Annotated in this window: 20 protein-coding genes and 2 tRNA genes; 11 read left to right on the forward strand and 11 right to left on the reverse strand. The window is 61.5% G+C overall.

All coding sequences use genetic code 11. From position 1 onward, the window contains the following. Positions 1 to 38: 38 nt before the first annotated feature. Positions 39 to 113, reverse strand: a tRNA-Asn gene (locus MUY21_RS07885). Between the two features lie 59 nt (positions 114 to 172). Continuing rightward, positions 173 to 1078, reverse strand: coding sequence for an MBL fold metallo-hydrolase (locus MUY21_RS07890; protein ID WP_248409774.1), 906 nt, complete (start codon positions 1076 to 1078; stop codon positions 173 to 175). 166 nt (positions 1079 to 1244) lie between these two features. On the opposite strand from MUY21_RS07890, the gene MUY21_RS07895 reads away from it, so the two are divergent. Together MUY21_RS07895 and MUY21_RS07900 are read left to right on the forward strand one after the other, a co-directional pair. Next, the gene (locus MUY21_RS07895) at positions 1245 to 2534 is read left to right on the forward strand and encodes an ATP-binding protein (RefSeq protein WP_248409775.1); all 1290 of its coding nucleotides are present in this window, start codon (positions 1245 to 1247) and stop codon (positions 2532 to 2534) included. Positions 2535 to 2716: 182 nt separating this feature from the next. Next, positions 2717 to 3151 (forward strand): RidA family protein, encoded by a 435-nt coding sequence (locus MUY21_RS07900; protein WP_248409776.1) that lies wholly within the window; start codon positions 2717 to 2719, stop codon positions 3149 to 3151. A gap of 101 nt (positions 3152 to 3252) precedes the next feature. On the opposite strand, the gene MUY21_RS07905 is transcribed toward MUY21_RS07900, so the two are convergent. Beyond that, a tRNA-Ile gene (locus MUY21_RS07905) sits at positions 3253 to 3328 on the reverse strand. A 123-nt stretch (positions 3329 to 3451) separates the two neighbouring features. On the opposite strand from MUY21_RS07905, the gene purM reads away from it, so the two are divergent. The 3 genes from purM to rnd all read left to right on the forward strand — a co-directional run bounded on the left by purM (position 3452) and on the right by rnd (position 6366). Further along, a complete protein-coding gene (gene purM, locus MUY21_RS07910; RefSeq protein WP_248409777.1) occupies positions 3452 to 4501 on the forward strand; it encodes a phosphoribosylformylglycinamidine cyclo-ligase in 1050 nt (349 codons plus the stop codon). Next, a complete protein-coding gene (purN, locus tag MUY21_RS07915; protein ID WP_348984584.1) occupies positions 4498 to 5109 on the forward strand; it encodes a phosphoribosylglycinamide formyltransferase in 612 nt (203 codons plus the stop codon). The genes purM and purN overlap by 4 nt, the downstream gene beginning before the upstream one ends. Before the next feature lie 96 nt (positions 5110 to 5205). Further along, entirely contained in the window at positions 5206 to 6366 is a 1161-nt protein-coding gene (rnd, locus tag MUY21_RS07920) for a ribonuclease D (protein WP_248409778.1), read from the forward strand. A gap of 24 nt (positions 6367 to 6390) precedes the next feature. On the opposite strand, the gene MUY21_RS07925 is transcribed toward rnd, so the two are convergent. Continuing rightward, positions 6391 to 6870, reverse strand: coding sequence for a hypothetical protein (locus tag MUY21_RS07925; protein WP_191284564.1), 480 nt, complete (start codon positions 6868 to 6870; stop codon positions 6391 to 6393). A 139-nt stretch (positions 6871 to 7009) separates the two neighbouring features. On the opposite strand from MUY21_RS07925, the gene MUY21_RS07930 reads away from it, so the two are divergent. Further along, complete coding sequence (locus tag MUY21_RS07930; RefSeq protein WP_191284563.1) at positions 7010 to 7420, forward strand: SufE family protein; 411 nt, start codon at positions 7010 to 7012, stop codon at positions 7418 to 7420. Here MUY21_RS07930 and MUY21_RS07935 read toward each other — a convergent pair whose 3' ends face one another. The 3 genes from MUY21_RS07935 to MUY21_RS07945 form a co-directional block, all read right to left on the reverse strand. Beyond that, positions 7421 to 8059: a DUF1638 domain-containing protein gene (locus MUY21_RS07935; RefSeq protein WP_248409779.1), complete on the reverse strand. Its 639-nt coding sequence runs from the start codon at positions 8057 to 8059 to the stop codon at positions 7421 to 7423. Then, positions 8056 to 8241 (reverse strand): hypothetical protein, encoded by a 186-nt coding sequence (locus tag MUY21_RS07940; RefSeq protein WP_248409780.1) that lies wholly within the window; start codon positions 8239 to 8241, stop codon positions 8056 to 8058. The genes MUY21_RS07935 and MUY21_RS07940 overlap by 4 nt, the downstream gene beginning before the upstream one ends. Before the next feature lie 78 nt (positions 8242 to 8319). Beyond that, positions 8320 to 9024, reverse strand: a complete 705-nt coding sequence (locus MUY21_RS07945; protein ID WP_191284560.1) for a B12-binding domain-containing protein — start codon at positions 9022 to 9024, stop codon at positions 8320 to 8322. 179 nt (positions 9025 to 9203) lie between these two features. Between MUY21_RS07945 and MUY21_RS07950 the strand changes: the two genes are divergently transcribed. Then, positions 9204 to 10289, forward strand: a complete 1086-nt coding sequence (locus MUY21_RS07950; RefSeq protein WP_248409781.1) for a PA0069 family radical SAM protein — start codon at positions 9204 to 9206, stop codon at positions 10287 to 10289. A 76-nt stretch (positions 10290 to 10365) separates the two neighbouring features. On the opposite strand, the gene bmt is transcribed toward MUY21_RS07950, so the two are convergent. From bmt to MUY21_RS07970, 4 genes are all read right to left on the reverse strand, one after another. Next, on the reverse strand, positions 10366 to 11385 hold the full coding sequence (gene bmt, locus MUY21_RS07955; protein WP_248409782.1) for a betaine--homocysteine S-methyltransferase: 1020 nt from the start codon (positions 11383 to 11385) through the stop codon (positions 10366 to 10368). A 235-nt stretch (positions 11386 to 11620) separates the two neighbouring features. Further along, positions 11621 to 12994, reverse strand: a complete 1374-nt coding sequence (locus MUY21_RS07960) for a phosphatidylglycerol lysyltransferase domain-containing protein (RefSeq protein ID WP_248409783.1) — start codon at positions 12992 to 12994, stop codon at positions 11621 to 11623. A gap of 27 nt (positions 12995 to 13021) precedes the next feature. Further along, positions 13022 to 13588 carry a hypothetical protein gene (locus tag MUY21_RS07965; protein ID WP_248409784.1) on the reverse strand — a complete coding sequence of 189 codons (567 nt, stop codon included), beginning with the start codon at positions 13586 to 13588 and terminating at the stop codon, positions 13022 to 13024. Between the two features lie 198 nt (positions 13589 to 13786). Next, the gene (locus MUY21_RS07970) at positions 13787 to 14098 is read right to left on the reverse strand and encodes a DUF1476 domain-containing protein (protein WP_248409785.1); all 312 of its coding nucleotides are present in this window, start codon (positions 14096 to 14098) and stop codon (positions 13787 to 13789) included. A gap of 241 nt (positions 14099 to 14339) precedes the next feature. Between MUY21_RS07970 and purC the strand changes: the two genes are divergently transcribed. From purC to MUY21_RS07990, 4 genes are read left to right on the forward strand one after another with little or no spacing between them, the layout of a single operon-like run. Next, the gene (gene purC / locus MUY21_RS07975; RefSeq protein ID WP_248409786.1) at positions 14340 to 15104 is read left to right on the forward strand and encodes a phosphoribosylaminoimidazolesuccinocarboxamide synthase; all 765 of its coding nucleotides are present in this window, start codon (positions 14340 to 14342) and stop codon (positions 15102 to 15104) included. Between the two features lie 12 nt (positions 15105 to 15116). Continuing rightward, positions 15117 to 15347 carry a phosphoribosylformylglycinamidine synthase subunit PurS gene (gene purS, locus MUY21_RS07980; RefSeq protein WP_248409787.1) on the forward strand — a complete coding sequence of 77 codons (231 nt, stop codon included), beginning with the start codon at positions 15117 to 15119 and terminating at the stop codon, positions 15345 to 15347. Then, on the forward strand, positions 15347 to 16015 hold the full coding sequence (gene purQ / locus MUY21_RS07985) for a phosphoribosylformylglycinamidine synthase subunit PurQ (protein WP_248409788.1): 669 nt from the start codon (positions 15347 to 15349) through the stop codon (positions 16013 to 16015). Before purS ends, purQ begins: the two co-directional genes overlap by 1 nt. Positions 16016 to 16050: 35 nt before the next feature. Further along, positions 16051 to 17820, forward strand: a complete 1770-nt coding sequence (locus tag MUY21_RS07990; protein ID WP_248409789.1) for an ATP-binding protein — start codon at positions 16051 to 16053, stop codon at positions 17818 to 17820. Positions 17821 to 17840: the final 20 nt, after the last annotated feature.

The raw sequence follows: 17840 nt of genomic DNA on the forward strand, positions 1-17840 counted from the left end.
AAAAAGCCCTCTAAGTCTTTGACCTAGAGGGCTTTTTATGGCTCCGGCGGTAGGGATCGAACCTACGACCAATTGATTAACAGTCAACTGCTCTACCGCTGAGCTACGCCGGAACACGAGGGGCGATATAGCAAGAGCGATTTCGGGCTGCAAGAGGGATTAGCGTTTTTCTTCAGTCTATCCTACGAAAATCTGCATTGGCGTCCAGGTGCGGTTCCGCCGTGACGATTTTGCGCATCGCAAGGTCGATCAGGTGCGCGAAAACGTTGCGTTCGGCGGCGGGAATCAGGGTGGTTTGTGTGTCGGTATAGATCGCGCGGGTCAGGGTGCGGACGGATGCCGGGCGGCCGTCCGACAGGGCAGTCAGTATCTCGGTTTCGCGCGATTGTCTGTGCGCGATCAGCCAGGCCAGGCGGGCGGCAGGGTCGGGGATGGATGCGCCATGGGCTGGCAAGTAAAGCCGATCCTTCCGGGCGGCGAGTTTCGCGCAAGAGGCCATGAAGGCGGTCAGATCTCCATCCGGAGGCGAGACCAGTGAACTGGCCCATCCCATGACGTGATCTCCTGTAAAAACAATATCCTGCCAGGCAAAGCTTATGTGGTTCGAGAAGTGGCCCGGGGTCCAGATCGCCTCGACCTCAAGCCCTGCGGCGCGAAAGACCTCTCCGTCTTCCAGCAGGATGTCGGGGCGAAATCCGGTATCGACGCCTTCGCCACCCGAGGTCAGGCCACGTGCAACCAGATCGCGCATGATCTCGCTGCGTCCGGATTGCGCGTCGCCAAAGGCCATCACCGGCGCGCCGGTGGCATCGGACAGGGGGCGGGCCAGGGGGGAATGGTCGAGATGTGCGTGGGTGACAAGGATATGCGTCACCCGTTCACCGCGCTGAAGTCCGGACAGGATCGCCTTCATGTGGGTGGGGTCTGCCGGGCCGGGGTCGATCACCGCCACATCGCCTTCGCCCAGAACGAATGTGTTGGTCCCCCAATAGGTCATGGGCGAGGGGTTGGGCGCGATGATGCGACGGATGCCCGGCTCCTGCCGGGTCATCACGCCTGTGGGTGGTCGGTCTGTCATGTCGATCCTGTTGGCCACGCGCGGGCCCCCCCGAGTTTCGCGAATCTCCCCCCTCAGTAACCCCGCACGGTCGCCGCTTGGCAAGACGGGCGCTGCGTCATAGGGTCTGGCCATGGTTCAATTGCCCAAGAACAGATTTCTCGATTTCGGCTGGTTGAAGCAATTCATGCCGCGGGGCCTTTATGGACGGGCGGCACTGATCCTGATCGTGCCGATCGTGACCTTGCAACTGGTCGTTTCGGTGGTGTTCATTCAGCGGCATTTCAACCGGATCACGGTGCAGATGACATCGGCGGTGGTGCTGGAGCTGGAATATCTGTTGGAGGAGGTGAATGCCGCCGCCACCTCCCGGTCCGCGCTTGACCGGATCGCGCCGGTTATCCGGCCGCTGGCGATGTGGGTCGAGCTTCCGGGGGCGCCGGTCGACACGTCCATCCGGCTGACCGACCTGACCGGATCATGGGTGTCGCGCACCTTGCAGGCGGGGTTGCCGAACCTGACCGGGGTCGATCTGTCATCGACGCGTGATGGCGTGATCGTGGGGGTCATCACCAGTCACGGGCCGATGCGGGTGGGGTTTTCGCGTGATCGGGTGTCAGCGTCGAACCCGCATCAACTGCTGGTGCTGATGGTGGCCACCGGTATCCTGATGACGCTGATCGCCTATCTTTTCCTGCGCAACCAGTTGCGTCCGATCCGCCGGCTGGCCACGGCAGCCGAGGCGTTCGGCAAGGGGCAGGTGGTGCCTTACAAGCTGGCGGGTGCGACCGAAGTCCGGTCGGCGGGCAAGGCATTTCTGGATATGCGCTCGCGCATCGAACGGCAGATCGAACAGCGCACATTGATGCTGTCGGGCGTCAGTCACGACTTGCGTACACCGCTGACCCGCCTGCGGCTCGGGCTGGCGATGATCGAGGACGACAGCCGCGAAGATCTGGAGCGGGATGTGGAGGACATGGAACGTCTGGTTGATCGGTTTCTGAGTTTTGCCCGCTCGGACGCGCTGGAAGATGATCCGGAACCCGTCGATCTGGCAACTCTGACCCGCCATCTGGCCGAGAACGCGGCGCGGGCGGGTCAGAATGTCGTATTGGGCGACGTGGCCGAACCCGGCACCTATCCCGCACGCCGCGCGGCGCTTGAGCGGGCGTTGGAAAACCTGCTGGGCAACGCCACGCGCTATGGCTCACACGTGCGGCTGTCGCTTGTCACTGGGCGCGGCGACTTGCGCCTCGTGGTCGAAGATGACGGGCCGGGCATCCCGCCCGAGGCGCGCGAGGAAGCCTTGAAACCCTTTGCGCGTCTGGACAAGGCGCGCAATCAGGACAAGGGGTCGGGCGTGGGTTTGGGACTGGCCATCGCCAGCGACATCGCGCGCGGTCATGGCGGGCATTTGCGGTTGGGCGACAGCGCCGATCTGGGTGGGTTGAAGGTGGAACTGGTGCTGCCAAGATAGCGGGGTGACAGCCGAGCCAGTGCAGGGCATGGTGAGGTTTGCCTTTTGCTCACTCTGCTTTGCGTATCCGTGCAGCGGTCTGGGTCAGGTCATGCCGGTCGAAGGGCTTGGTATGCATGTAATGCAGATACTGTGGCTGTACTGCATTGTTTCCAAGCATAAATGACTTGGAGGACATTGGAATGTCAGGTCAAAGGATAAATGTGGAAAACGTTTGGCGCGATTCCGAGTTTCCAATGTGCCATGCAGTCGTTGAACCGGAAGGAAAGCGCGTTCATTTAACCGGACAAGTCGGCTGGACCGAAGATTTCAAGGTCATTGGCGAGGGCGACGCGGGAAAGCAGGCGCACGCCGCCATCGACAACATAGAGAGGGTGCTCGCTGGATTAGGCGGGAGAATCGAGGACATTGTATCGACTACGATGTATTACGTACGGGACGAAGACCTTGCAGCCATCCAAGCGGCAAGGCGAAGCCGTTTTTCGTTTGATGCGGGACCGGCGGTGACAGGCGTGAGAGTTGCGTCACTCGTCGACAAGGCGCTTCTCGTCGAACTGACTGTAATGGCTGTCATTCCGCATGAAAGGTTCAGAACACCATCGGATGGGGAAGAGTAGGATTACGCCCGTTCACGACTGTCGATGTGCCGGGGCGCATGTCGCTGTTGAGCATGAAAGCAAATCAACGCAACACATTGTGCATATATGTCAGATAAGTGTGGTAGGCCCGGAGGGATTTGAACCCCCAACCAAAGCGTTATGAGCGCTCTGCTCTAACCGTTGAGCTACAGGCCCACTGTATTCCCCGGTGCCACCCTTGCTAGCAAACTGGCGCGCGGCGTCAAGCGAGGCGTGGACTCTTTGCCCCCCTTAAGCTATCGCAGGCGCAACTTTTATGCAGGTCAATCGGGGGACCAGATGAGCGACGCATCCAAGGGCATCACCTATGCCGACGCAGGCGTGGATATTGACGCAGGCAATGCACTGGTTGAACGGATCAAGCCCGCCGCCAAACGCACCAACCGTCCGGGCGTGATGGCAGGTCTGGGCGGCTTTGGTGCGCTGTTTGACCTGAAGGGCGCGGGGTTCAATGACCCGGTTCTGGTGTCGGCCACCGATGGCGTCGGCACCAAGCTGCGCATCGCGATTGACACAGGCAATGTGGATACGATCGGGATTGATCTGGTGGCCATGTGCGTCAATGACCTTGTCTGCCAAGGGGCCGAGCCATTGTTTTTCCTGGACTATTTCGCGACCGGGCGTCTTGAGACCGACAAGGCGGCGCGGATCATCGAAGGGATCGCAAAAGGCTGCGAGCTTTCGGGCTGTGCCCTGATCGGGGGTGAAACCGCCGAGATGCCCGGCATGTATGACGATGGCGATTTCGACCTGGCAGGCTTTGCCGTCGGCGCAATGGAGCGTGGTGAAGATCTGCCGAAGGGCGTCAAGGAAGGCGATGTGCTGCTTGGCCTTGCCTCGGACGGCATGCATTCGAACGGATATTCGCTGGTGCGCAAACTGGTCGAGGTCTCGGGGCTTGGCTGGGACGCAGACTGCCCATGGGATGCGCAAATCACCTTGGGCGAGGCGCTGCTGGCCCCGACCCGCCTTTACGTGCGTCAGGCGCTTGAGGCCGTGCGGGCAGGGGGCGTGCATGCGCTGGCGCATATCACCGGCGGCGGTCTGACAGAAAACTTGCCGCGCGTGCTGCCCGAGGGGCTGGGCGCGCTGGTTGATCTGGACGCATGGGACCTGCCGCCCGTGTTCAAGTGGTTGGCCGCAACTGGCGGGATGGATCAGGCGGAACTGCTGAAGACCTTCAATTCCGGTCAGGGCATGGTGCTGGTCGTTGATGCCGCGCAGGCCGCGGCCGTGACCGAGCGTCTGAAGAATGCGGGCGAGACGGTGACGCAACTGGGCCGCATTCAGGCGGGCGAGGGCGTCAGCTATCTTGGCTCGCTTCTGTGACAGAGAGGTCCGGGGCACATAAGCGGGTCGCGATCCTGATTTCAGGCAGCGGCTCGAACATGCTGACACTGGCGAACAGCATGACTGGCGACCACCCGGCGCGGCCCTGTCTGGTCCTGTCCAATGTGCCGGATGCGGGCGGTCTTGCAAAGGCGCAAGCCCTTGGCATTCCGACCGCTGTTGTCGACCACCGCGACTTCAAGGGCGACCGTGCGGGGTTCGAGGGCGCATTGACCACCGCGCTGGAACAGGCCCGCCCCGACATCATCTGTCTGGCCGGGTTCATGCGTATCCTGACCGAAGGGTTTACAGGAAAATGGTCCGGGCGGTGTCTGAACATTCACCCGTCACTCCTGCCGAAATACAAGGGGCTCAACACCCATCAACGCGCGCTCGACGCCGGCGATGCGGAAGCTGGCTGTTCGGTGCACGAAGTGACGGCAGAACTGGATGGCGGCCCGATTCTGGGTCAGGCCCGGGTGCCGATCCTGCCGGATGATACGGCGGCGACCCTGGCTGCCCGGGTGCTGGAACAGGAACATCGCCTCTATCCCGCCGTGCTGCGCCGTTTCGCAAGTGGCGACCGCACGCCGATATACCTGCCCTGATGCGCCCATGTCGCCCAAGGCTTCCCTTTTTCCCGGTTTCACCGTAAACCCGTCGAACGGCCAGAAGGCACACGAAAACGAGCAGAAAGACCCTGTATGATAACGATCACCACGACCGAGGCGCTGGCCGAGTTTTGCACCCGCGCCGCCACCCATCCCTATGTCACGGTCGACACGGAGTTTCTGCGCGAACGCACCTATTATTCCAAGCTCTGCCTTGTGCAGCTTGCCGTGCCCGGCGATGCGGATGACGATGCGGTGCTGGTTGATCCGCTGGTCGAGGGGCTGTCGCTGGAGCCGCTCTATGACCTGTTTCGCGATGAAAACGTGGTCAAAGTGTTCCACGCCGCGCGCCAGGATCTTGAGATTTTCTTTGTTGAAGCGGGCGTCTTTCCAAAACCCCTGTTCGACACGCAGGTGGCAGCGATGGTCTGCGGTTTTGGCGATCAGGCCGGGTATGAGACCTTGGTGCGCAAGATCGCGCGCGCGCAGATGGACAAGTCCAGCCGTTTCACCGACTGGTCGCGCCGCCCGTTGACCGAAGCGCAGAAGAAATATGCCATTGGCGACGTCACACATTTGCGCCAGATTTACGAATACCTCTCTGCCGAGCTTGAGAAAAGCGGGCGCGGTGCATGGGTCCAGGAAGAACTGGCTATTCTGACCGACCCCGAGACCTATACCATCCATCCCTCGGACGCGTGGAAGCGTCTGAAAACCCGCACCAATTCGTCGCGTTTCCTTGGGGTTGCCAAGGAACTGGCCCGGTTTCGCGAAGCTTACGCGCAGTCGCGCAATATCCCCCGGAACCGGGTGATGAAGGATGACGCGCTGTTGGAACTGGCCTCGACCAAGCCCCGCAGCATGCAGGATCTGGGCCGGTCGCGTCTGCTCTTGCGCGAAGCCCGCAAGGGCGAGATTGCCGAAGGGATCCTGAACGCCGTCACCGCTGGCGTTGAAATGGCGCAAGAGGATCTGCCGCGCGCGCCTGACAAATCACGCGACAAGCTGCAAGTAAACCCGGCACTGGCGGATCTGCTTCGCGTGCTTCTGAAAGCGCGATGCGAGCAGGAGAAGGTGGCGCAGAAACTGATCGCTTCAGCCGCCGATCTGGATGCGCTGGCGGCCGGCAAGCGCGACGTGCAAGCCCTGCGTGGCTGGCGGGCCGAGGTGTTCGGAAACGATGCGCTTCGCCTGTGCGAAGGAAAACTGGCGCTGGCCGCCAAAGGCCAGCGGGTCGAGGTGTTCGAGGTCTGAAGTCCGGTCGTTCTGACCGCCGGGTCAGCGGCTGGAGGATCGGCTGTTGCGTTCACCCACCACGCGGATCGTGCGCACGCCCTGCAATTTGGTGTTCGACACGAAATGTCCCACCAGCACCTCGCGCTGTTTCGGGCGCCCTGCAATGGTGTGATAGGGTGGTTCGCTGATGCGGAACATATAGGTCAGAACACCATCAACAGGGCGTTCGAAGTTCTCGGGCACCAAGTCGGCGTCCCAGTATCCAAGGCGGGGCGGCAGGCCGGTCGCCCGCACAATGGCCCCTCCGGTGCTGCGCTGCACCTGCAAATCAATCACTTGCGTGACCAGCCCGCGAAACTCCTGATCCTCCAGAAACCCGCCTTCGGGAATGACCGCCACTTCTTTCACGCCATCCGATCTGAACCAGTTGAACGGGTTCAGGTTCGACGTGCTGCCACAGGCGCTCAGCCCCAAGACAAGGCTGGTCATCACGGCGGGCAGGGCAAAACGGCGCAGGGTCATGGTCGCTCCTCTTCTTCTGACCAAAGGGTTAGCCCATGCGCGGGGCTTTGAAAAGAGAACACTGCGCCGTTGGCCGGGGGTCTGGACCTTTCGCGCGGTTCGCCCTAACTGATGAAGGGTGAAGCAGAAGGACCACCCCATGGCCAGTCAAGCCTTTGAAGAGATTGTCGACGATTTTGCCTTTCTGGACGAATGGGAGGATCGCTATGCCATGGTCATCGACATGGGCAAGGCCCTGCCGCCCTTGGAAGACGCGTTGAAAGTGCCGTCGACCAAGGTGGAAGGTTGCGCCAGCCAGGTCTGGTTGCATCCTGAGATCGACGGCCAGACCTTTCGTTTTCGTGGAGACAGCGATGCAATGATCGTCAAGGGGCTGATTGCTGTCCTTGCGGCACTTTACAATGACCTGCCCCTGTCCGAAGTCGGCAAGGTCGACGCGCCCGCCGAGCTTGCGCGATTGGGGCTGAACGAACATCTGTCATCGCAACGGTCGAACGGGCTGCGTGCGATGGTCGAACGCATCCGCCACCACGCAGCCGAAGCGGTGTGATCACGCCAACGTCTGCAACGCCGTTGCCAGATCGCCAAACCCGGTAAACTTGCGCTCGTATTTCAGACCCAGCCGGTCGGCCGCGTCCTGTGCCATGCGGTCCAGGTCGGGATTGTCCGTCTGCGCCAGATAGATAAGCCGCGTATAGTGCTGGAAATACATGTCGCGCAGTTCGGGGTGTCGATCCAGACCCAAGGGCTTGATGACGAAGTTCTCAAACCCGCGCGCCAGAAAATCGGTCAGATAGAAGACGTCGATTTCTCCGTCCGCGTGGGCGGCGAAGGCGTCGTTGCCTTCAAAAAAGCTGTAACAATGGGGGCCGCGGATCATCTCGATCCCGAGTTCATCGCATAGCGCCGCCAGTTGTCCGCCGGTGCCGCAATCGGCATAGGCCAGAAAAACCTGGTCGAAATCCGCTTTGTGCTTGTCGAATGCCGCGCGCACCGCCGCGGGGATGCGGTCGGGTGTGTTGTGCAGAATGGCGGGCAGGCAGGTCAGGCTCATGTGATCCCAGCCGTTCAGGCGGATCAGCGCCAGAATTTCGTTTGCCAGCGCCCCGCAGGCTAGCACGAGCACTCTGGCCGAGGCATCCGTTGGTGCCAGCCCCGTGCGTGTCAGTTCCTCGTCCGTCGGTTTCATCTTCCTTTGCGTCCCGATAAGGCCCGAACACCGATCGAGGCCAGCATCAGCAAAGGCAACAGTGCCATTGCGACCCGACCATCCAGCTTGCCCGACGCCATCGCCAGACCGGCCACAAAGATCGTCAACCCGCCCGACAGGATCACAAGAGTGATCAAAAGGATGAAGCGTGTCTTGCTCATGACCCTCATCTGGGGGTTCGGGGTTCAAAAGAAAAGGCCCCGCCGCGCGGGCAGGGCCTGAGAGGCGTTTGATGCGGCTTAACCTGCGGCAAGCTGGTTGTGCTTGCGGGCCATGTAATCCTTGGCGGTTTCCACCGCCACGGCCGCGTCGCGGCAATAGCTGTCGGCACCGATGGCCTTGCCGAATTCCTCGTTAAGGGGCGCGCCGCCGACCAGGATGGTATAGTCGTCGCGGATGCCTTTCTCGACCAGCGTGTCGATCACCACCTTCATATAGGGCATGGTGGTTGTCAGCAGGGCGGACATGCCCAGAATGTCGGGCTGTTCGGCCTCCAGCGCCTCAAGATAGCTTTCGACAGCGTTGTTGATGCCCAGGTCGATCACCTCGAAGCCAGCGCCCTCCATCATCATCGACACAAGGTTCTTGCCGATGTCGTGGATATCGCCCTTGACCGTGCCGATCACCATTTTGCCCATGCGCGGCGCACCGGTTTCGATCAGAAGCGGTTTCAGGATCGCCATACCGGCCTTCATCGCGTTGGCAGCCAGCAGAACCTCGGGCACGAACAGGATGCCGTCGCGGAAGTCATGGCCCACGATGGTCATGCCGGCGACAAGGGCTTCGGTCAGGATGTTGTAAGGCTCCCACCCGCGTTCCAGCAGGATGTTGACGCCTTCCGTGATCTCTTCCGCAAGACCGTCATACAGGTCATCATGCATCTGCTGGACAAGCTCTTCGTCGTTCAGCTCGCTCAGGATGATATCGTCTTCTTGGTCGGACATGGCTGTCGTTCCCCAGCTAAAGGTCGTTGTCTCAATTCTCACATGCGACGATTTCGCACGTCTGGTCTGAACCGATTGCGACACTGAGTGCCCTTTGACCGACCTAATGGCAAATGAATAATTCGCGGATAGATCGTGAATTTGCTTCATATGTTCCTGTTATGTTCCTATGATGAACCATGGAGTCGGATCAGGACAGCAAGATCAGGGCCGAAGCACGGCGGGGGCGGGGCGCCGTCAGCAATGCCAGCGGGCGGTTCGAGCCTTATCAAAGGGTTGCGATCGACGACGGTTGGGACCAAGAGGTGCCGCGCGCACTCAAGACCCATGTGGCAATCGAAAATCCACGAAGTGTGATCACGCACAACCAATCGCCCGATATCGGGTTTGACCGCTCGATCAACCCCTATCGAGGCTGTGAACATGGCTGCATCTATTGCTTTGCGCGTCCGACCCATGCCTTTCTTGGGTATTCCCCCGGGTTGGATTTCGAAACGCAGCTGATTGCCCGCCCGAACGCCCCGCGGCGACTGGAACAGGAACTGTCGCGCCCGCGCTATCAGGTGGCGCCGATTGCCATTGGCACCAACACCGATCCCTATCAGCCGATCGAGGCACAATATCGTGTGATGCGCGGGGTGATCGAGGTGCTGTCCGACTTTCGCCACCCCGTGACCATCGTCACCAAAGGCACGCTGATCGAGCGTGACCTTGACCTGTTGGCGGACATGGCGAAGGCGGGGCTGGCGCATGTGGGGATCTCGGTCACGACACTGGACGCAGGCCTGTCGCGAAGGATGGAGCCGCGCGTGCCCAGCCCGGTGCGACGACTGAGGCTGATCGAACGGCTGGCCGGGGCGGGGATCCCGGTGCGCGTGATGGTCGCGCCCGTCGTGCCGGGTCTGACCGATCACGAGCTTGAGGCGATCTTGAGCGCAGCAAATGATGCAGGTGCCCGCGCGGCCAGCTATATCCTGCTCAGGCTGCCCGGCGAAGTGTCGGGACTGTTTCAGGACTGGCTGGCAGAACATGCGCCCGACCGTGCCACCCGCGTGATGGGACGAATGCGCGAGATGCGCGGCGGGGAGGATTATGACGCGGCCTTCGGCACCCGGATGGTCGGGCAGGGGACGTTTTCGGCGCTATTGCGCCACCGTTTCGCGATTGCGCGAACGCGGCTTGGGTTGAGCAGGGATCTGCCGGCGCTGCGCCGCGACCTCTTTGCGGTGCCGCCCAGGGCGGGCGATCAATTGTCGCTGTTTTGACGCCACATGCGCATGGCCTGAAAAGTAAACGAGGGCATTGGTGCCCTCGTTCCCGTGACCTATCCCGTCCGTGTGGTTAACTACGCCGACGACGCGACCGGCGGTCCGGTCGCGGCCCGGCATCGTCGCCCGTGCCATCGGACGCTGATGAGAAGCCGCCAAGGGCAGATGCGATTTGATCCAGTGTCGGGCGCATCTCGCCGCGTGGCCGGGTTTCCAGCGCCTCGCGCATCGCGCGCAGGTGGTCAGGCGTCGTGCCGCAACAGCCGCCGATGATCGTCGCCCCGCAATCGCGCGCCAGAACGGCATAATCGGCCATCAGGTCAGGCGTGCCGTCATAGTGAATATGCCCATCCACATATTGCGGAATGCCTGCGTTGCCCTTGGCGATGATCGGGCGCTCGCTGCCTTGGGCTGCAAAGCCCAGCACGGTGCGCAACAGGTCGGCCGCGCCAACCCCACAATTCGCCCCAAACGCCAGTGGCGGCAGGCTGAGCGTTTCAACCATCTTTGCCAGATCGGCCGAGGTGACGCCCATCATGGTGCGCCCGGCGGTGTCAAAGCTCATCGTGCCGCACCACGGCATTCCGGCCAGTTCGGCGGCGCGGGCAGCGGCCTTGTATTCCTCGGGCGCCGAGATCGTCTCGACCCACAGCACATCCGCGCCGCCCTCCTTCAGCCCTTCGGCCTGTTCGTGAAACATCTCGACCGCGCTGTCGAAGGTCAGGCTGCCCATCGGCTCCATGATGTCGCCGGTCGGCCCGATGGACCCGGCAACCACCACGGTGCGGCCCGAGGCATCGGCAACCTCGCGCCCCAGTTCGGCGGCGGCGCGGTTCAACTCACGCACCCGGCTCTGCGCATCATGCAGTTTCAACCGCGACGCGTTGCCCCCGAACGAGTTGGTCAGGAAGATATCCGACCCGGCATCCACGGCCCCCTTGTACAGCGCGCGGATATTGTCAGGTTTGTCGACATTCCACAGCTCGGGCGCATCGCCCGAGGTCAGGCCCATGTTGAACAGGGTGGTCCCGGTTGCTCCGTCGGCCAGCAGCCAATCGCGTTCGGTCATCAGTTGGGTCAGCGCGTCCGTCATCGGGGGCTCCGCTTGTTGTGAGACGAGGTTTGGCCGCTACCTGCCACGGATTGCGTGCAGGCGCAAACCCAATGCGTCAACCATGCGCGGGGGGAACAGGAAAAATACTTGTTGCGACTGGATATGTCGCCTGCGCGCCCACCTCGCCCTGTTGTGGCGGGGTGGCACAGGAACCCCACTGGAACACCACGGGAGTGTCATGGGCGCAAGATCATGGACGCAGGTTTGGATGCGCTCACCTTGCCTTGGTCTGATGAATTTCGCGCATGACATCCAATGCCCCAATCCCCAGCGCAACGGCCGAGGGGGCGGCGGCATACAGGGTTTCCCAGTGGGGCGAAAAGGCGGATTTGAACTGGCGCAACCCGTCTGCACCGCAGGCTGCATTCAGAACCCGCCGGATGAGTTGAAAGGCGGTGCGTTCGTTCCGGCAGGCACCCAGCGGCACGGCGGCCAGTGAAAACCGGGCAATGCCATCGGCCTTGGCCGCGGCAATCGCCTGCGTCACAAGCGCGTGCATGGTGCCGTCCGGGGCCGACGGGTCGATACGCATCAGGTCCAGCGCGTGTTCGTTGGCATTTGCGTGCAGGGTCAGGAAGCCGACCAACCGCCCATGATAATAGGCCAGAAATACTTGCGCAAAAGGCAAGGTCGCGGGGGACCAGACCCCCATGGAAAACCCGCGCTCGCCACCATGGGTGGCAGACCAGCGTGCCGCAATCCGGTCCATATCGGCAAATGGCAGGTCGACCCCACCGGGCTGAATGACGACGCCTGCCTTGTCGGCTTGCCGCAATTTGCGGCGCAATTGGCGCTTGTCGGATCCGTCCAGGGTAAACCGCTGGGGGTCAAGGGTGGCCTCGCGCGCAAGCGGCAACACCCGCCAACCCGCCCGCCGTGCCGCACAGGCTATGCGCCCGCCGATCTTGTACAGGAACGGCGCATGAAATCCGCGCCGGGCAAGGTCTTCAAGCTCGGACAGGAATGTGTCCGGCGACAATGCGGGGTCCATGGGATCGGACAGCACAATCAGGCTCTGCCCGCTTGTGGTCCCCATCGCAACCGGGGTCGCATTGCCACGCTCGATCAGCGAAAACCGACCGTGGCGCAGCAGCCCGGCTTCCGCGCGCGGGGCGGTGCGCAGGGCCTGGGCGACATGCGTGGGCAGGTGTGGGCCGAATGGCGGGCGCAATCTGGTTGTGGCGGGCTGGTTGGCCTGGCCACGCCGATGGCTCAGCACTGCACGTGGCCCGCGAATGGTCAGCGCGGCGGCCAACAGCGCCGGCAGGGCGAAATAGACCGCCCGAAACGCCAGAATTGCGGCCAGAAGCGGTTCAGGCCCGGCTGTGGGCAGAGCTGCCAAAAGCGTCAATTCGAACGGACCCATTCCGCCCGGTGTGCCCGAGATCAACCCGGCACCAAGTGCCAGCATATAGGCGGCAATCAACTGCAAGGGTGAGATATCACAGCCCGCGGGCAGCAAGACCCACAACGCCGCACCCGCCGCCACCATATCCAGAACCGCCAGAACAAGAAACGCGCCAACCGCGCGCAGCGGGGGCAGGCGCACACCTGACAACAGGCGCGGTCGCAACAGTGAGGCGACCATCGCCAGCGCGGTGACGATCAGAACCGTTCATGCGACCCCCTGAACCCAATCGCCCAAGGGCAACGCCACCGGCACCACAACGACCACCGCCGATGTGATCACCGCCCAGGCCGCCAGAAACGATGCCGATACGATGGCCGTCAGCCGTACCGCCTGGGTCAGGCTGGCATCGGGCAACATGCGCCAGCGCACGAAGCTGGCCGAAATCACCCCCATGCCGACCGTCTGGGAAATCGCGATCGCGGCGATCCCTGCCTGTTCGGCCTGTTTCATGTCGGCGGATGTGCGCAGCAGGCGGTGCAGCACGCGATCATATCGCCCCAACGCCCAGAAAGAGACGGCGGTGAACCCGCACGCGGCCAGCCATTGCCAAGGGGCCACCGATTTCAGCGCCGCGCGGATGGTGTAAAGGTCAAGCTGTGCAATCTTGTCCCACATCAGGACGATCACACCCAGCACCAGCAACGCGGCCAAGAGCTGGCGCAGCGCGGTTTTGCGCAGGTCGATCCCGTCCGCGATCGACAGCGCCCGCGTCGCGCGCCGCTTTTGCAAGATGTCTGGGTGATCCCGCAGGATATCCGTGTGTTCGTGCATGGCGTCACCCCTTTCCGATCCCGTCATCAGGGTTTCGCAAAGACACGAAGATGCTGTTAACAGATCATGTTTTAACGACTATTGCCGATCGACCTGTCCCGCCGGACGTCGAAATGGAAACGGGCGCATCCCCGGAAGGTGCGCCCGTTGGCGTGTGTCGTTTTAAGTGTCATTGGACACGCGCGTGGTCCGGGGCGATCAGGCCTCCGAAACCAGTTCGGCCTTGGCAATGGCCAGCAACTCGGCCCGTTTGGCGCGGACTTCGTCGGCGCTGACGGTGTTCAGGTCGCCGGTGACCTTACGTACCACGTCTTCGTGGCCAGCCTCTTCGAAATCGGACTTGATCACTTCGCTTGCATAGGCCAAGGCGTCGTCCCCGGTCTTGCCCAGTTTCTCTGCAGCCCACAGGCCCAGCTTCTTGTTGGCGCGTGCTTCTGCCTTGAATTGCATTTCTTCATCATGCGCAAACTTGGCCTCAAAAGCGTTTTCGCGATCATCAAAGGTGGTCATGGCGTTCCCTTGTTCATGGTCTGGTGCCCTCGGCAGGCCGAACGGCGCTTGTCGATACTGATATGCCAATGGCGGACGTTCATCGCAACCCCGGTTGCGCTCTCAATGCCGGGAAATTGTACCGGATCGGCGATATTCTTGCCCAGCGTCGGGCTTTCACGTATAGGGCGGGCAATGGCGGGAGTCGCACGGGCAGGGGGCCCGTCCAAGGTTGCATCCCGCACCGACCGACGGAGGTCTTATGGCACGGCGCAAGAAACTCTATGAAGGCAAGGCGAAGATCCTGTATGAAGGCACCGAGCCGGGCACCATCGTGCAATATTTCAAGGACGATGCCACCGCTTTCAACGCCGAAAAGAAGGACGTGATCGACGGCAAGGGCGTTCTGAACAACCGCCTGTCAGAGTTCTTCATGAAGGGGCTGACGCAATTGGGCATCCCCAACCATTTCATCAAGCGGCTGAACATGCGCGAACAGTTGGTGCGCGCCGCCGAAATCATTCCGCTTGAGATCATCGTGCGCAATGTTGCCGCCGGGTCGATTGCCAATCGGCTGGGGATCGAGGAAGGCACACCGCTGCCGCGCCCGATTGTCGAGTTTTCCTATAAGGACGACAGCCTGGGCGACCCGCTGGTGCCCGAGGAATACATCGCCGCCTTCGGTTGGGCCAGCCAGCAGGAGATGGACGAGATCGTGTCGATGGCGCTGCGCGTGAACGATTATCTGTCGGGTGTGATGTATGGCGTCGGCATCAAACTGGTCGATTTCAAGATCGAGATGGGGCGCGTTTACGAAGGCGATTTTCCGCGTCTGATCGTGGCCGATGAAATCAGCCCCGACAGTTGCCGTCTGTGGGACATCGAAACCGGCCAGAAGCTGGACAAGGATGTGTTCCGTCGCGACCTTGGCAATCTGGCCGATGCCTATACCGAGGTGGCGCGCCGACTGGGCGTCATGCCGTCGAACGTGACCCACACCCCCACCAAACCGACCCTGATCAACTGAGGATTTGCCCCGATGAAAGTTCGTGTAGACGTGATGCTGAAAACAGGCGTTCTGGATCCGCAGGGCGAGGCCGTCCGCCACGCGCTTGGCAATCTGGGCTTTGACGGAGTCGAGAAGGTCCGCCAAGGCAAGGTGATCGAACTGGACCTGGCCGATGGCACCTCGGAAGATGACGTGAAGAAGATGTGTGAAAAGCTGCTGGCCAACACCGTCATCGAAAACTACGCCATCAAGGTGCTGTGATGAAGGCGGGCGTTATTGTTTTTCCGGGGTCCAACTGCGATCGTGACCTGGCTGTGGCGTTCGAACGGGCCGGCGCACAGGTCAAGATGATCTGGCACAAGGAAACCGAACTGCCGGATGATCTGGACATCGTGGGCGTGCCCGGCGGTTTCTCGTTTGGCGACTATCTGCGCTGCGGGGCCATTGCGGCACAATCGCCCATCACCCGGTCGCTGATCAAACACACCGAGCGGGGCGGCTATGCCATCGGCATCTGCAATGGGTTTCAGGTGCTGACCGAAACCGGTATCCTGCCCGGTGCGCTGATGCGCAATGCCAACTTGAAGTTCATTTGCAAACCCATTGATCTGAAAGTTGAAACCACGGATTGCGATTTTCTGTCCGGCTATGTAAAAGGGCAGGTAGTCACCGTGCCGATCGCCCATCACGACGGCAATTACAACGTCACCGACGAGAAACTCGCGCAGCTGCGCGACGAGGGCCGGATCGCCTTTACCTATCTGGACAACCCGAACGGGTCGACGGGTGACATCGCGGGGGTGATTTCCAAAAACCGGCGTGTGCTGGGCATGATGCCGCATCCGGAACGCTGCGTGGATGAAATGCATGGCGGCACGGATGGCGTGGCGATGTTCCGCTCGTTGGTGGACAGCGTCGTCGCTGCGTGATTGCGAAGCGGGTCGCGCGGACTTATCTTCAAGCCATGGTCGACCTAAAGAAACGTCCAGTGCCGCCCCCGCGCCCGGGGGTCAGTCTTCGCGCACGCCTTGTGCTTGTGGCGTTGATTTCGCTTGCTGTTTTCGTGGTCTTCTTTTCAAACCGCCTGCTGACCGAACGCTACACCGAAACCACCCGCAATCGGGCTGAACTACGCGTGGCGCTGTATTCGGGCAACCTGCTTAGCGAATTGCAGCGCAACTCGGTCGTGCCGCTTCTGCTGTCGCGCGACCCGGCGCTGATCAACGCTCTGAATTCGGCCGATTATTCGCAAAGCACGGCCCGGCTGATTTCCTATCGCGACGAGATCGAAGCCGCGTCGCTGATGCTTCTGGACAGTGACGGGCGCGCCGTGGCCGCCACCACGCGCGAGGCCCTTGGCTCGCAACACCGCACCAACCCGTATTTCGTCGAGGCGCTCAGAAGCTCGGAAACCGTGTTCACCACCGTGCAGACTGAGGCCGGGTCCTACGAGTTCTCTTATTCCCGCAAGATCGAGGACAGCGATGGCGTGATCGGGGTGATCGTCGTGAATGTCGACCTGCGCAAGTTTGAAAGCAGTTGGTCGGGGATTTCGGACGCGGTGCTTGTCACCAACAGCGAAGGCAACGTCATTCTGGCAACCGAACCGCGCTGGCGCGGCAAACCGGAAGGCGAGGCGCTGGCCACCGTGTCAGCCACCGACGCGATCAGGCGCAGTGTGCGCGATGCGGCGGATTGGTCGGGCCTGCCGTCGGACGTGTTGTTTCTGGGCGAAGAGGTGATGCGCCACGAAAGCCGGGTGCCGTTTCAGGGCTGGCGGATTGCGTCTTTCACCTCCTATGCCTCGGTGCGCGAGAAGGTGAACGCGGTTCTGGCGCTGGAAATCATGGCCTTCGCGATGCTCCTGTCGCTGCTGTTTTATCTGATCAGCCGCCGGGCGCAGTTCCGTTCGGTTCTGTTTGCGCAGGAATCGGCGGATTTGCGGCAGTTGAACCTTGCCCTGCAACGCGAGATTGCCGAACGCAAACGCGCCGAAGAAAACCTGCAAGTGGCCGAACAGACGCTGGCGCAAAGCTCGAAACTGGCTGTGCTGGGCGAAATGTCGGCGGCGGTCAGCCATGAATTGAATCAGCCTCTGGCCGCGATGAAGACCTATTTGGCCGGCGCGAAACTTCTGTTGCAACGCAAGCGCCCCGATGAAGCCCTGTCCAGTTTTCAGCGGATTGACGACCTGATCGAACGCATGGGCGCGATCACGCGGCAGTTGAAAAGCTATGCCCGCAAGGGCGGTGACGCATTCGAGCCGATGGATGTGCGCGAAAGCGTGTCCACCGCCTTGTCGATGATGGAACCCCAACTGAAAAGCCGCGAGGTGCGCATCACGCGCAATATTCCGCGCGAACCCGTCATGGTGATGGGTGATCGCTTGCGTCTGGAACAAGTGTTGATCAATTTGCTGCGCAACGCGCTGGACGCAACAAAAACCGTTGATTTGCCGCAGGTTGATATAATTGTCAGCCGGGGTGATTATGTGTTGATCACGGTGCGCGACAATGGAAACGGAGTGGACGATCTGGATAACCTGTTCGAGCCTTTCTACACCACCAAGGCGCCGGGCGACGGGGTCGGGCTGGGTCTGGCCATTTCATCCGGGATCGTCACCGATCTGGGCGGGCGTCTGACGGCGCGCAATGGTCAGGATGGCGGGGCTGTGTTCGAGGTCGAACTGCCGATTCTGGATGACAAGAATTTGGACGTGAAAGCCGCTGAATAGGGCTGTCACGCAACTGGAAA

Origin of the sequence: Aliiroseovarius sp. S2029 (assembly GCF_023195575.1) — a bacterium.
Taxonomy (GTDB): domain Bacteria; phylum Pseudomonadota; class Alphaproteobacteria; order Rhodobacterales; family Rhodobacteraceae; genus Aliiroseovarius; species Aliiroseovarius zhejiangensis.

What these genes read in the sequence shown, in the direction of transcription:
- MUY21_RS07890 (WP_248409774.1), bottom strand. Translation starts at nt 1,078, where the DNA reads ATGACAGACCGACCACCCACAGGCGTGATGACCCGGCAGGAGCCGGGC.
- MUY21_RS07895 (WP_248409775.1), top strand. Translation starts at nt 1,245, where the DNA reads ATGCCGCGGGGCCTTTATGGACGGGCGGCACTGATCCTGATCGTGCCG.
- MUY21_RS07900 (WP_248409776.1), top strand. Translation starts at nt 2,717, where the DNA reads ATGTCAGGTCAAAGGATAAATGTGGAAAACGTTTGGCGCGATTCCGAG.
- purM (WP_248409777.1), top strand. Translation starts at nt 3,452, where the DNA reads ATGAGCGACGCATCCAAGGGCATCACCTATGCCGACGCAGGCGTGGAT.
- rnd (WP_248409778.1), top strand. Translation starts at nt 5,206, where the DNA reads ATGATAACGATCACCACGACCGAGGCGCTGGCCGAGTTTTGCACCCGC.
- MUY21_RS07925 (WP_191284564.1), bottom strand. Translation starts at nt 6,870, where the DNA reads ATGACCCTGCGCCGTTTTGCCCTGCCCGCCGTGATGACCAGCCTTGTC.
- MUY21_RS07930 (WP_191284563.1), top strand. Translation starts at nt 7,010, where the DNA reads ATGGCCAGTCAAGCCTTTGAAGAGATTGTCGACGATTTTGCCTTTCTG.
- MUY21_RS07935 (WP_248409779.1), bottom strand. Translation starts at nt 8,059, where the DNA reads ATGAAACCGACGGACGAGGAACTGACACGCACGGGGCTGGCACCAACG.
- MUY21_RS07940 (WP_248409780.1), bottom strand. Translation starts at nt 8,241, where the DNA reads ATGAGCAAGACACGCTTCATCCTTTTGATCACTCTTGTGATCCTGTCG.
- MUY21_RS07945 (WP_191284560.1), bottom strand. Translation starts at nt 9,024, where the DNA reads ATGTCCGACCAAGAAGACGATATCATCCTGAGCGAGCTGAACGACGAA.
- MUY21_RS07950 (WP_248409781.1), top strand. Translation starts at nt 9,204, where the DNA reads ATGGAGTCGGATCAGGACAGCAAGATCAGGGCCGAAGCACGGCGGGGG.
- bmt (WP_248409782.1), bottom strand. Translation starts at nt 11,385, where the DNA reads ATGACGGACGCGCTGACCCAACTGATGACCGAACGCGATTGGCTGCTG.
- MUY21_RS07960 (WP_248409783.1), bottom strand. Translation starts at nt 12,994, where the DNA reads ATGGTCGCCTCACTGTTGCGACCGCGCCTGTTGTCAGGTGTGCGCCTG.
- MUY21_RS07965 (WP_248409784.1), bottom strand. Translation starts at nt 13,588, where the DNA reads ATGCACGAACACACGGATATCCTGCGGGATCACCCAGACATCTTGCAA.
- MUY21_RS07970 (WP_248409785.1), bottom strand. Translation starts at nt 14,098, where the DNA reads ATGACCACCTTTGATGATCGCGAAAACGCTTTTGAGGCCAAGTTTGCG.
- purC (WP_248409786.1), top strand. Translation starts at nt 14,340, where the DNA reads ATGGCACGGCGCAAGAAACTCTATGAAGGCAAGGCGAAGATCCTGTAT.
- purS (WP_248409787.1), top strand. Translation starts at nt 15,117, where the DNA reads ATGAAAGTTCGTGTAGACGTGATGCTGAAAACAGGCGTTCTGGATCCG.
- purQ (WP_248409788.1), top strand. Translation starts at nt 15,347, where the DNA reads ATGAAGGCGGGCGTTATTGTTTTTCCGGGGTCCAACTGCGATCGTGAC.
- MUY21_RS07990 (WP_248409789.1), top strand. Translation starts at nt 16,051, where the DNA reads ATGGTCGACCTAAAGAAACGTCCAGTGCCGCCCCCGCGCCCGGGGGTC.